At 41.4% G+C, this 12,198-nt stretch carries 13 protein-coding genes; all 13 read left to right on the top strand.

Going from position 1 to position 12,198, the window contains the following annotated elements; genetic code table 11:
* Position 1: 1 nt before the first annotated feature.
* The 13 genes from murN (at position 2) to rplK (ending at position 12,126) form a co-directional block, all read left to right on the top strand.
* Positions 2-1,234 carry a peptidoglycan bridge formation alanyltransferase MurN gene (gene murN, locus UKS_RS07515; protein WP_156012443.1) on the top strand — a complete coding sequence of 411 codons (1,233 nt, stop codon included), beginning with the start codon at positions 2-4 and terminating at the stop codon, positions 1,232-1,234.
* A gap of 78 nt (positions 1,235-1,312) precedes the next feature.
* Positions 1,313-2,014 (top strand): M57 family metalloprotease, encoded by a 702-nt coding sequence (locus UKS_RS07510; protein ID WP_156012441.1) that lies wholly within the window; start codon positions 1,313-1,315, stop codon positions 2,012-2,014.
* Positions 2,015-2,052: 38 nt separating this feature from the next.
* Positions 2,053-3,900: an excinuclease ABC subunit UvrC gene (gene uvrC / locus UKS_RS07505; protein ID WP_156012439.1), complete on the top strand. Its 1,848-nt coding sequence runs from the start codon at positions 2,053-2,055 to the stop codon at positions 3,898-3,900.
* Positions 3,884-4,291, top strand: a complete 408-nt coding sequence (locus UKS_RS07500; protein WP_232049740.1) for a hypothetical protein — start codon at positions 3,884-3,886, stop codon at positions 4,289-4,291. The genes uvrC and UKS_RS07500 overlap by 17 nt, the downstream gene beginning before the upstream one ends.
* A gap of 193 nt (positions 4,292-4,484) precedes the next feature.
* Positions 4,485-5,090 (top strand): nitroreductase family protein, encoded by a 606-nt coding sequence (locus tag UKS_RS07495; RefSeq protein WP_000670177.1) that lies wholly within the window; start codon positions 4,485-4,487, stop codon positions 5,088-5,090.
* A 12-nt stretch (positions 5,091-5,102) separates the two neighbouring features.
* Entirely contained in the window at positions 5,103-6,503 is a 1,401-nt protein-coding gene (pepV, locus tag UKS_RS07490) for a dipeptidase PepV (RefSeq protein WP_156012437.1), read from the top strand.
* A 53-nt stretch (positions 6,504-6,556) separates the two neighbouring features.
* On the top strand, positions 6,557-7,135 hold the full coding sequence (locus UKS_RS07485; RefSeq protein ID WP_156012435.1) for a uracil-DNA glycosylase family protein: 579 nt from the start codon (positions 6,557-6,559) through the stop codon (positions 7,133-7,135).
* A gap of 113 nt (positions 7,136-7,248) precedes the next feature.
* On the top strand, positions 7,249-7,536 hold the full coding sequence (locus tag UKS_RS07480) for a rhodanese-like domain-containing protein (RefSeq protein WP_000658234.1): 288 nt from the start codon (positions 7,249-7,251) through the stop codon (positions 7,534-7,536).
* A gap of 276 nt (positions 7,537-7,812) precedes the next feature.
* Positions 7,813-9,138 carry a branched-chain amino acid transport system II carrier protein gene (gene brnQ, locus UKS_RS07475; protein WP_173020476.1) on the top strand — a complete coding sequence of 442 codons (1,326 nt, stop codon included), beginning with the start codon at positions 7,813-7,815 and terminating at the stop codon, positions 9,136-9,138.
* 97 nt (positions 9,139-9,235) lie between these two features.
* The gene (locus UKS_RS07470) at positions 9,236-10,273 is read left to right on the top strand and encodes a M42 family metallopeptidase (protein WP_156012431.1); all 1,038 of its coding nucleotides are present in this window, start codon (positions 9,236-9,238) and stop codon (positions 10,271-10,273) included.
* A gap of 1 nt (position 10,274) precedes the next feature.
* Positions 10,275-10,745: an HIT family protein gene (locus UKS_RS07465; RefSeq protein WP_156012429.1), complete on the top strand. Its 471-nt coding sequence runs from the start codon at positions 10,275-10,277 to the stop codon at positions 10,743-10,745.
* Between the two features lie 2 nt (positions 10,746-10,747).
* A complete protein-coding gene (gene ldcB, locus UKS_RS07460; protein ID WP_156012427.1) occupies positions 10,748-11,464 on the top strand; it encodes an LD-carboxypeptidase LdcB/DacB in 717 nt (238 codons plus the stop codon).
* A 236-nt stretch (positions 11,465-11,700) separates the two neighbouring features.
* Positions 11,701-12,126 (top strand): 50S ribosomal protein L11, encoded by a 426-nt coding sequence (gene rplK, locus UKS_RS07455; RefSeq protein ID WP_001085809.1) that lies wholly within the window; start codon positions 11,701-11,703, stop codon positions 12,124-12,126.
* The last annotated feature ends 72 nt before the right edge of the window (positions 12,127-12,198 follow it).

Below are 12,198 nucleotides of genomic sequence, written 5' to 3'. Positions count from 1 at the left end.
TATGGCACTAATTACACTCACAAAAGAAGAGTTTCAGGCTTATTCTGATCAGGTTTCTTCTCGTTCCTTTATGCAATCTGTCCAGATGGGGGACTTGTTAGAAAAAAGAGGGGCTCGAATTGTTTATCTTGCTTTGAAACAAGAAGGAGAAATTCAAGTTGCAGCCCTGGTTTATAGCTTGCCCATGCTGGGTGGTCTGCATATGGAGCTCAATTCGGGGCCGATTTATACCCAACAAGATGCTCTTCCAGTTTTTTATGCGGAGTTAAAAGAATATGCCAAGCAAAATGGTGTATTAGAGTTGCTTGTAAAACCTTATGAAACTTATCAAACTTTTGATAGCCAAGGTAATCCAATAGATGCTGAGAAAAAAACTATTATTCAAGATTTGACTGATTTAGGTTTTCAATTTGATGGTTTGATGACAGGGTATCCAGGTGGAGAACCAGATTGGTTATATTATAAGGATTTGACTGAATTAACTGAAAAGAATTTGCTTAAAAGTTTTAGTAAAAAAGGAAAACCTTTGGTGAAAAAGGCTGAAACCTTTGGTATTCGTTTGAAAAAGTTAAAACGTGAAGAGCTATCGATTTTTAAGAATATAACAAAAGAAACCTCTGAACGTAGAGAATATAGTGATAAAAGTTTAGAATACTATGAGTATTTTTATGATGCTTTTGGAGAACAAGCTGAGTTTCTCGTAGCAACCTTGAATTTTTCGGACTATATGAGTAAATTACAAGGTGAGCAAAGTAAACTAGAAGAAATAGTGGACAAGTTACGACTTGATTTGAGTAAAAATCCTCATTCTGAGAAAAAACAAAATCAACTGAGAGAATATTCTAGTCAATTTGAAACGTTTGAAGTTCGAAAAGCAGAAGCGAGAGACTTGATTGAAAAATATGGAGAAGAAGATATAGTTTTAGCCGGGAGTTTATTTGTCTATATGCCTCAGGAAACGACTTACCTCTTTAGTGGTTCCTACACTGAGTTTAATAAATTCTATGCCCCTGCACTGCTTCAAAAATATATTATGTTGGAAAGCATAAAACGTGGAATACCTAAATACAACTTCCTAGGTATTCAAGGGATTTTTGATGGAAGTGATGGTGTTTTGCGTTTTAAACAAAATTTTAATGGCTATATTGTACGCAAAGCAGGTACTTTCCGTTATCATCCATCGCCTTTAAAATACAAAGCTATCCAGTTATTCAAAAAAATATTAGGACGTTAAGATGAAAAAGTCAGTGTTTAGCTTTCTTTCAGCTTGTTTTAGTAAAATAGTCTTTATTTGCTAGAAAGGTGGAGAGACATGCGCTGGATTTTTCGTTTGATAGGGGCTTTCTTTTCTTTTGTGTGGCGTTTGTTTTGGCGCCTGGTTTGGATAGTTGTACTTTTATGTGCTCTTGCTTTTGGACTTCTCTGGTATCTAAACGGGGATTTGCAAGGAGCGCTAAAGCAAGCAGAGTGGTCAGTCAAGATTGGTCAACAAAGTATCGACCAATGGGAAAAAACAGGGCAACTGCCTAAGTTGAACCAGACAGATAGTCACCAACACTCTGAAGGAAGGTGGCCGCAGGCTTCTGCTCGTATTTACCTGGATCCCCAGATGGATTCACGTTTTCAAGAGGCCTATTTAGAAGCGATTCAGAATTGGAATCAAACGGGTGCTTTTAACTTTGAAATCGTGACTGAGTCCAGCAGGGCAGATATCATGGCTACGGAGATGAATGATGGAGGCACTCCTGTGGCAGGAGAGGCGGAAAGTCAGACCAATCTCTTAACGGGGCAATTCTTGTCTGTAACAGTTCGCTTGAATCATTATTATTTATCCAATCCAAACTATGGTTATACCTATGATCGCATCCTGCATACGGCAGAGCATGAGTTAGGACATGCCATTGGTTTGGAGCATACGAATGAAGTGTCAGTCATGCAGCCAGCAGGTTCTTATTATGGTATTCAGGCAGAGGATGTTGCAAATCTCCGAAAAATATATGAGACTAGTGAGTAGGGAACAATCTTTCCCTACTTTTTTGCTATAATGGAACTATGAATAACTTGATTAAATCAAAACTAGAGCTCTTGCCGACCAGCCCTGGTTGCTACATTCACAAGGATAAAAACGGCACCATTATCTATGTAGGAAAGGCCAAAAATCTGCGCAACCGTGTGAGGTCTTATTTCCGTGGGAGTCATGATACCAAGACAGAGGCCTTAGTGTCTGAAATTGTGGATTTTGAATTTATTGTTACGGAGTCTAATATTGAGGCACTTCTCCTAGAGATCAACTTGATCAAGGAAAACAAGCCCAAGTACAATATCATGCTCAAGGATGATAAGTCTTATCCTTTCATCAAAATCACCAATGAACGCTATCCTCGTTTGATTATCACCCGTCAGGTCAAAAAAGACGGAGGTCTCTACTTTGGACCCTATCCAGATGTGGGGGCAGCCAATGAAATCAAGCGACTGCTGGATCGGATTTTCCCTTTTCGTAAGTGCACCAATCCGCCCTCTAAGGTCTGTTTTTACTACCATATCGGTCAATGTATGGCCCATACCATCTGTAAGAAGGATGAGGCCTACTTCAAGTCTATGGCTCAGGAGGTTTCTGATTTTCTGAAAGGGCAAGATGACAAAATCATTGATGACCTAAAGGGCAAAATGGCAGCGGCAGCTCAGACGATGGAATTTGAACGTGCGGCGGAATACCGTGATCTGATTCAGGCCATTGGAACGCTTCGAACCAAGCAACGGGTTATGGCTAAGGATCTCCAAAATCGGGATGTCTTTGGCTACTATGTGGACAAGGGCTGGATGTGCGTCCAGGTCTTCTTTGTCCGTCAGGGCAAGCTCATTGAACGCGATGTCAATCTCTTTCCTTACTACAATGATCCAGATGAGGATTTCTTGACCTATGTGGGACAGTTTTATCAAGAAAAATCTCATCTAGTTCCCAATGAAATTTTGATTCCTCAGGATATTGATGAAGAAGCCGTTAAGGCCTTGGTGGATACCAAAATTCTCAAACCCAAACGCGGTGAGAAGAAACAACTGGTCAATTTAGCTATAAAGAATGCTCGAGTCAGCCTAGAGCAGAAATTCAACCTGCTAGAGAAATCTGTCGAGAAGACCCAAGGAGCTATTGAAAATCTAGGACGACTTCTACAAATTCCGACTCCAGTTCGCATCGAGTCCTTCGATAACTCTAATATCATGGGGACCAGTCCTGTTTCTGCCATGGTAGTTTTTGTCAATGGGAAACCTAGTAAGAAGGATTACCGTAAGTATAAAATCAAGACCGTAGTCGGGCCAGACGACTATGCTAGTATGCGAGAGGTCATTCGCAGACGCTATGGTCGAGTACAGCGTGAGGGTTTGACTCCTCCAGATTTGATTGTGATTGATGGGGGACAAGGTCAAGTCAATATTGCCAAGCAAGTCATCCAAGAGGAGCTGGGCTTGGATATTCCCATTGCAGGTTTGCAAAAGAATGATAAGCACCAAACCCATGAATTGCTTTTTGGAGATCCGCTTGAGGTGGTGGAGTTGTCTCGCAATTCTCAGGAATTTTTCCTCCTCCAACGCATTCAGGATGAGGTGCACCGCTTTGCCATTACTTTCCACCGCCAACTGCGCTCCAAAAATTCTTTTTCATCACAACTGGATGGAATTGACGGTCTGGGACCTAAACGCAAGCAGAATCTCATGAAGCATTTCAAGTCTCTAACCAAAATCAAGGAAGCCAGTGTGGATGAGATTGTCGAAGTTGGAGTGCCTAGAGCAGTAGCAGAAGCTGTGCAAAGAAAGTTGAACCCGCAGGAAGAAGAGGAATTAGCTCAAGTGGCGGAACCATTTATGATAGAATGGAATGATCGTGATGAAAATAAGCAATGAAATATTAGGAACAATCTATATCGTCTCTTATCTATGTCTTCTTTATGGTCTCTGGTTGTGGAATGGTCTAGCGTTTCTTCTTTTGATATTTATTTTCTGGGGTATTCCCTTGTTGATAATAATCCTTCCCTTATTAGGTATATGGATATTTACAAACTTGAAATCCCTGGTTTTGATTGGTTATGTGGCAAGTTTATTGAACAGCTATTGTCTTTACTTGGTTCTAAGAAATTTTCATATAGAGAGAATTACTGATACAGCAGGACAAAAAACTCCATTATCACCGTGGTTATCTGTTGCAATTATTGTGTTTGCTTGTTTGTTTTTATCTGTAGCTACATTGGGATTTTATAAAAACTTTATTTTACCTTTCTTTAAAAAGAATGAATAACTACTAATTATGCTCTTTATATTAATTTGTAACATATGAGAATGGATACGTTTAGATTAACGTTAGTAACATAGAGCTATTTGAAAGATTAAAAAGAAGAAAGTTGGTTCGGCATGATTCTACGAAAAATCTCTGCAAGCTCTTTCAAAATATGGTAGAATGGAAGCAGTAGAATTAGAAAAGGAAATCGATTATGAAATTTCTTGAATTAAACAAAAAACGTCATGCGACTAAGCATTTTACTGATAAGCCAGTTGATCCAAAAGATGTGCGTACGGCTATCGAAATTGCAACCTTGGCACCAAGTGCCCACAACAGCCAGCCTTGGAAATTTGTGGTGGTACGTGAGAAAAATGCCGAACTAGCAAAATTGGCTTACGGTTCAAACTATGAACAGGTATCATCAGCGCCTGTAACCATTGCCTTGTTTACAGACACAGATTTGGCTAAACGTGCTCGTAAGATTGCCCGAGTTGGTGGTGCTAATAACTTTTCTGAAGAGCAACTTCAATATTTTATGAAGAATTTACCTGCGGAATTTGCCCGTTACAATGAACAACAAGTCAGCGACTACTTAGCCCTCAATGCAGGTTTGGTTGCTATGAACTTGGTTCTGGCTCTTACAGACCAAGGAATCGGATCAAATTTGATCCTTGGATTTGACAAATCAAAAGTCAATGAGGTTTTGGAAATTGAAGACCGTTTCCGCCCAGAACTCTTGATTACAGTGGGTTATACAGACGAGAAATTGGAACCAAGCTACCGCTTGCCAGTAGATGAAATCATCGAGAAAAGATAGAAAGAAGATAATATGACAGCAATTGATTTTACAGCAGAAGTAGAAAAACGCAAAGAAGACCTCTTGGCTGACTTGTTTAGCCTTTTGGAAATCAACTCTGAACGTGATGACAGCAAGGTTGATGCCCAGCATCCATTTGGACCTGGGCCGGTAAAAGCCTTGGAGAAATTCCTTGAAATCGCAGACCGCGATGGATATCCAACTAAGAATGTTGATAACTACGCAGGACATTTTGAGTTTGGTGATGGAGAAGAAGTTCTCGGAATCTTTGCCCACATGGACGTAGTGCCTGCTGGTAGCGGTTGGGACACAGACCCTTACACACCAACTATCAAAGATGGTCGCCTTTATGCGCGTGGGGCTTCTGACGATAAGGGTCCTACAACAGCTTGTTACTATGGTTTGAAAATCATCAAAGAATTGGGTCTTCCAACTTCTAAGAAAGTTCGTTTCATCGTCGGAACTGATGAAGAATCAGGCTGGGCAGACATGGACTACTACTTTGAGCATGTAGGTCTTGCCAAACCAGATTTCGGTTTCTCTCCTGATGCTGAGTTCCCTATCATCAATGGTGAAAAAGGAAATATCACGGAATACCTCCACTTTGCAGGAGAAAATACAGGTGCAGCCCGTCTTCACAGCTTTACAGGTGGTTTGCGTGAAAATATGGTACCTGAATCAGCAACAGCAGTCGTTTCAGGTGATTTGGCTGACTTGCAAGCTAAACTAGACGCCTTTGTTGCAGAACACAAACTCAGAGGAGAAATTCAAGAAGAAGCTGGCCAATACAAGGTGACGATCATTGGTAAATCAGCCCACGGTGCTATGCCTGCTTCAGGTGTTAATGGTGCGACTTACCTAGCCCTCTTCCTTAGCCAGTTTGACTTTGCTGGTCCAGCCAAAGACTACCTTGACATCGCTGGTAAAATTCTCTTGAACGACCATGAGGGTGAAAATCTCAAGATTGCTCATGTGGATGAAAAGATGGGGGCCCTTTCTATGAATGCAGGCGTCTTCCGCTTTGATGAAACAAGCGCTGATAATACCATTGCCCTTAATATCCGCTATCCAAAAGGAACAAGTCCAGAACAAATCAAGTCAATCCTTGAAAACTTGCCAGTTGCTTCTGTTAGCCTTTCTGAGCACGGTCACACGCCTCACTATGTGCCAATGGAAGATCCACTTGTGCAAACCTTGTTGAATGTTTATGAAAAACAAACTGGTCTTAAAGGTCACGAGCAAGTTATCGGTGGTGGAACCTTTGGTCGTTTGCTAGAACGCGGTGTTGCCTACGGTGCTATGTTCCCAGACTCAATTGACACCATGCACCAAGCTAATGAATTTATCGCCTTGGATGATCTCTTCCGAGCAGCAGCAATCTATGCCGAAGCTATTTATGAATTGATCAAATAAAACGATAGAAGTCTGAGATTGTATGCTTAGACTTCTTTTTGGAGGGAAAGTAGATGTCTCAAATTGAAAGAATCAAGCAGGCTATTATGTCAGATCCACAAAATGTCAGCTATACAGAGCGTGGCATTGAGCCTCTCTTTGCAGCGCCAAAGACTGCTCGCATCAATATCATCGGTCAGGCACCTGGACTTAAAACCCAAGAAGCAGGCCTTTACTGGAAAGATAAGAGTGGTGATCGTTTGCGGGACTGGCTAGGTGTGGATGAAGATACCTTTTACAATTCAGGATATTTTGCTGTTTTGCCTATGGATTTCTACTTTCCAGGGCATGGCAAGTCAGGTGATCTGCCACCGAGAACTGGCTTTGCAGAAAAATGGCATCCACAGCTCTTGCAAGAATTACCAGATATTCAATTGACCCTCTTGATTGGGCAATATGCCCAGGCCTACTATTTACAGGAGAAAGTCAGTGGCAAGGTGACAGAACGGGTAAAACACTACCAGAACTACTTGCCAACCTATTTTCCACTAGTTCATCCCTCACCGCGAAATCAAATCTGGATGGCTAAAAATCCTTGGTTTGAATCAGAAGTAGTGCCGGATTTGAAAAAAAGAATTAAAACTATTTTATAGTCAATGAAAATCAAAGAGCAAACTAGGAAGCTAGCCGCAGGCTGTACTTGAGTACAGTAAGGCGACGCTGACGTGGTTTGAAGAGATTTTCGAAGAGTATTAGGAGAAAAAGAATGAAAGAAATAGCCTTTGACGCATTTTACCAGCTTTACCAAAACGACCAACTTTCTCTAGTGGACGTGAGAGAAGTGGATGAGTTTGAAGCTCTTCATTTAGAAGGTGCTCAGAATCTTCCTCTGAGTCAATTAGCTGACACTTATGATCAATTGGACAAGGATCAGTTACATTATGTTATTTGTAAATCTGGAATGAGATCGGCGCGCGCTTGCCAATTCTTATCAGAACAAGGTTATGAGGTTATCAATGTCCAAGGTGGCATGATGGCCTTTGAAGAACTTTAATACTCAATGAAAATCAAAGAGCAAACTAGGAAGCTAGCCGCAGGCTGTACTTGAGTACGGCAAGGTGAAGCTGACGTGGTTTGAAGAGATTTTCGAAGAGTATAAACATTAGAATTTTCTCCTACTTGGTGTGGACTAGGTAGGAGAATTTTATTTTTAGACAATTCTCATTTTTAAGAATCTTGAAAACATTCAATATTTACTTCGTGAAGCTTTTTTCATGCTCCTATTCATGATATACTAGGTCAGTATTTTATAAATATGAAGGAGATTTTCATGGCTAAAAAAGGTGCCCTAACAGGTTTGCTCCTGTTTGGAATATTTTTTGGTGCGGGGAACTTGATTTTTCCGCCTTCTCTAGGTGCTCTATCTGGAGAACATTTTCTTCCTGCCATCGCAGGTTTTGTCTTTTCAGGCGTCGGTATCGCCGTCTTGACTCTGATTATTGGAACGTTAAATCCTAAAGGATATATCTACGAGATTTCAACAAAGATAGCGCCTTGGTTTGCGACTCTTTACCTCTCAGTTCTTTACTTGTCAATCGGTCCATTCTTTGCTATCCCACGTACAGCTACAACAGCTTACGAAGTAGGGATTAGCCCCCTTTTATCGGATGCAAATAAAGGTCTTGGTTTGATTGTCTTTACGGTTCTTTATTTTGTGGCAGCCTATTTGATTTCGCTTAATCCATCAAAAATCTTGGACCGTATCGGCCGTATTTTAACACCAGTCTTTGCGATTTTGATTGTTATCTTGGTTGTTCTGGGAGCTTTCAAATACGGTGGAACAAGTCCTCAAGCTGCTTCAGCTGCTTATCAAGCTTCTGCCTTTGGTACAGGTTTCCTAGAAGGTTACAATACCTTGGACGCCCTTGCTTCAGTTGCCTTTAGCGTAATCGCAGTTCAAACCGTGAAACAACTTGGCTTCTCAAGTAAGAAAGAATACATTTCGACTATTTGGGTGGTTGGTATCGTTGTTGCTCTTGCCTTCAGCGCTCTTTATATCGGTTTAGGTTTCCTTGGAAATCATTTCCCAGTACCAGCTGAAGCGATGAAAGGTGGAACACCTGGTGTTTACATCTTGTCACAAGCGACTCAAGAAATCTTTGGCTCAACAGCCCAACTCTTCCTTGCAGCTATGGTTACCGTAACCTGCTTCACAACAACAGTTGGTTTGATTGTGTCTACAGCTGAGTTCTTTAATGAGCGCTTCCCACAAATCAGCTACAAGGTTTATGCGACAGCCTTTACCTTGATTGGATTTGCTATTGCTAATTTAGGTCTTGATGCGATTATCAAGTACTCAATTCCAGTACTAGTTATCTTGTATCCAATCACGATTGCTATCGTTATGATTGTCATTGTCAACAAATTTGTTGCCCTTTCAAAACCAGGTATGCAGTTGACAATTGCTGTGGTTACAGCTATTGCCATTGCAAGCGTATTAGGAAGCTCGTTTAAGGTTGAGTTTCTTGCAAACCTTGTCAACGCTCTTCCTTTTGCCAAGGCATCACTCCCATGGTTAGTACCAGCCATTGTCGGAATCTTACTCTCATTGGTTCTACCAAACAAGCAAGAAAGCGATGTTTTTGAAATGGAATAATCATTAAAATCACTTTTGTAGCCAAGTCTACAGGAGTGATTTTCTTTTTTTATCCGATGATAAATGTGTTATAATAGGTAGCAAAAGAGGTGAAGAAATGAATCAAACAGTAGAATATATCAAAGAACTGACAGCTATTGCATCGCCAACGGGCTTCACTCGTGAGATTTCAGACTATTTAGTCAAGACTTTAGAAGCTTTTGGTTACCAGCCGGTTCGCACAGCCAAGGGTGGTGTCAATGTGACCATCAAAGGTCAAAATGATGAAGAGCATCGCTATGTGACTGCCCATGTGGATACGCTGGGGGCCATTGTCCGTGCTGTCAAACCAGACGGCCGTCTCAAACTGGATCGTATCGGTGGCTTTCCTTGGAACATGATTGAAGGTGAAAACTGTACCGTTCATGTGGCTAGCACAGGTGAAACAGTATCAGGAACCATCCTTATCCACCAAACATCTTGCCATGTCTATAAGGATGCAGGAACTGCAGAACGCACGCAGGACAATATGGAAGTGCGTTTGGATGCAAAAGTAACAAATGAAAAAGAAACTCGTGCCTTGGGGATTGAGGTCGGCGATTTTATCAGTTTTGATCCACGAACTGTCGTGACAGAGACAGGTTTTATCAAGTCTCGTCATTTGGACGATAAGGTCAGTGCAGCGATTTTGCTTAATCTGCTTCGTATTTATATGGAAGAGAAGATTGAGTTACCTGTAACAACCCATTTTGCTTTTTCAGTCTTTGAAGAAGTGGGGCATGGGGCTAATTCTAATATTCCTGCTCAGGTAGTAGAATATCTGGCTGTGGATATGGGAGCAATGGGAGATGACCAGCAAACAGACGAATATACAGTGTCTATCTGTGTCAAGGATGCTTCTGGACCTTATCACTATGACTTCCGTCAACATTTGGTGGCTTTGGCGAAAGAGCAAGATATTCCATTTAAGTTGGATATCTATCCATTTTATGGATCGGACGCTTCAGCGGCCATGTCCGCAGGGGCAGAGGTCAAACACGCCCTCCTTGGCGCGGGTATCGAGTCTAGTCATTCTTATGAGCGTACTCATATTGATTCAGTTGTCGCGACGGAGCGTATGGTTGATGCTTATCTTAAGAGCGCGTTGGTAGACTAATATGTGCCTTATTTGCCAGAGAATTGAGCTCATCAAGAAGGGAGAAAATCCCTATTTTGTCAAAGAGTTGGAAACAGGCTATCTTGTGATCGGTGACCACCAGTATTTTGCAGGCTATAGTCTCTTTCTAGCCAAGGAACATGTCACCGAATTGCACCATTTGAAAAAGGAGACAAGACTCCGTTTTCTAGAGGAAATGAGTGTGGTCCAAGAGGCGGTTGCTAAGGCCTTTGCTGCTGAGAAAATGAATATCGAACTGCTAGGAAATGGCGATGCCCATCTTCATTGGCATCTGTTTCCTAGACGAAGAGGTGACATGAATGGTCACGGTCTCAATGGACGTGGTCCAGTATGGTGGGTTCCATTTGAAGAAATGACAGCAGAGACCTACCAAGCAAAAACGGATGAGATTAAACAATTAGTCAAACGTTTATCGTCAGAAGTAGATAAACTATTAGAAATAAAGGAGTAGAAATGAAAAAAAGATACCTTATCTTGACAGCCTTGCTAGCCTTGAGTCTAGCAGCTTGTTCACAAGAAAAAGCAAAAAATGAAGATGGCTCAGCTAAGACAGAGCAAACTGCTAAAGCTGATGGAACAGTTGGAAGTAAGTCTCAAGGAGCTGCCCAGAAAAAAGCAGAAGTGGTTAACAAAGGAGACTACTACAGCATCCAAGGGAAATACGATGAAATCATCGTAGCAAATAAACATTATCCCTTGTCTAAAGACTATAATCCAGGGGAAAATCCAACAGCCAAGGCAGAGTTGGTCAAACTTATCAAAGCAATGCAAGAGGCAGGTTTCCCGATTAGCGATCAGTACAGTGGTTTTAGAAGTTATGAAACTCAGACCAAGCTCTATCAAGATTATGTCAACCAAGATGGGAAGGCAGCAGCTGACCGTTACTCTGCCCGTCCTGGCTATAGCGAACACCAAACAGGTTTGGCCTTTGATGTGATTAGCACAAATGGAGAATTGGTGACAGAAGAAAAAGCGGCTCAATGGCTTTTGGACCATGCGGCTGATTATGGCTTTGTTGTCCGTTATCTCAAAGGTAAGGAAAAAGAAACCGGCTATATGGCTGAAGAATGGCACCTTCGTTATGTCGGAAAAGAAGCCAAAGAAATTGCAGAGAGTGGTCTCAGTTTGGAAGAATACTATGGATTTGAAGGCGGAGATTACGTCGATTAATACTCTTCGAAAATCTCTTCAAACCACGTCAGTTTTATCTGCAACCTCAAAGCTGTGCTTTGAGCAACCTACGGCTAGCTTCCTAGTTTGCTCTTTGATTTTCATTGAGTATAAAAAATAAACTTTTCTCTTGCAATTCTAGATAAATAGTGTATAATAGATGAGTATGCGTAAAGCATGCTTGTGGGAGGTAAAAATCTTACATTACCGCCAAAACCACAAAGGAGGATTTAAAAATGGCTAAAAAAGTCGAAAAACTTGTAAAATTGCAAATCCCTGCTGGTAAAGCTACACCAGCTCCACCGGTTGGACCTGCTCTTGGTCAAGCTGGTATCAACATTATGGGATTCACAAAAGAGTTCAACGCTCGTACTGCTGACCAAGCTGGTATGATCATTCCAGTTGTTATCTCAGTATACGAAGACAAATCATTTACTTTCGTTACGAAAACACCACCAGCTGCTGTTCTTTTGAAAAAAGCTGCAGGTGTTGAAAAAGGATCAGGTACACCTAACAAAACTAAAGTTGCTACAGTTACTCGTGCACAAGTACAAGAAATTGCAGAAACTAAGATGCCAGATTTGAACGCAGCAAACGTAGAGTCTGCAATGCGTATGATCGAAGGTACTGCTCGTTCTATGGGATTCACTGTTGTTGACTAATCAATAACACAGTAGAAAATCTCACAGCAGTTTATTAGTTGCTTTTCATACTAGGCAAGTGACTGATGCTTG

Source organism: Streptococcus sp. 116-D4 (assembly GCF_009731465.1).
Classification (GTDB): domain Bacteria; phylum Bacillota; class Bacilli; order Lactobacillales; family Streptococcaceae; genus Streptococcus; species Streptococcus pseudopneumoniae_E.
This window is presented reverse-complemented; position numbering and strand designations above follow the sequence as displayed.

Coding starts and splice junctions, on each gene's coding strand:
- murN (WP_156012443.1), top strand. CDS start 2: ATGGCACTAATTACACTCACAAAAGAAGAGTTTCAGGCTTATTCTGAT.
- UKS_RS07510 (WP_156012441.1), top strand. CDS start 1,313: ATGCGCTGGATTTTTCGTTTGATAGGGGCTTTCTTTTCTTTTGTGTGG.
- uvrC (WP_156012439.1), top strand. CDS start 2,053: ATGAATAACTTGATTAAATCAAAACTAGAGCTCTTGCCGACCAGCCCT.
- UKS_RS07500 (WP_232049740.1), top strand. CDS start 3,884: ATGAAAATAAGCAATGAAATATTAGGAACAATCTATATCGTCTCTTAT.
- UKS_RS07495 (WP_000670177.1), top strand. CDS start 4,485: ATGAAATTTCTTGAATTAAACAAAAAACGTCATGCGACTAAGCATTTT.
- pepV (WP_156012437.1), top strand. CDS start 5,103: ATGACAGCAATTGATTTTACAGCAGAAGTAGAAAAACGCAAAGAAGAC.
- UKS_RS07485 (WP_156012435.1), top strand. CDS start 6,557: ATGTCTCAAATTGAAAGAATCAAGCAGGCTATTATGTCAGATCCACAA.
- UKS_RS07480 (WP_000658234.1), top strand. CDS start 7,249: ATGAAAGAAATAGCCTTTGACGCATTTTACCAGCTTTACCAAAACGAC.
- brnQ (WP_173020476.1), top strand. CDS start 7,813: ATGGCTAAAAAAGGTGCCCTAACAGGTTTGCTCCTGTTTGGAATATTT.
- UKS_RS07470 (WP_156012431.1), top strand. CDS start 9,236: ATGAATCAAACAGTAGAATATATCAAAGAACTGACAGCTATTGCATCG.
- UKS_RS07465 (WP_156012429.1), top strand. CDS start 10,275: ATGTGCCTTATTTGCCAGAGAATTGAGCTCATCAAGAAGGGAGAAAAT.
- ldcB (WP_156012427.1), top strand. CDS start 10,748: ATGAAAAAAAGATACCTTATCTTGACAGCCTTGCTAGCCTTGAGTCTA.
- rplK (WP_001085809.1), top strand. CDS start 11,701: ATGGCTAAAAAAGTCGAAAAACTTGTAAAATTGCAAATCCCTGCTGGT.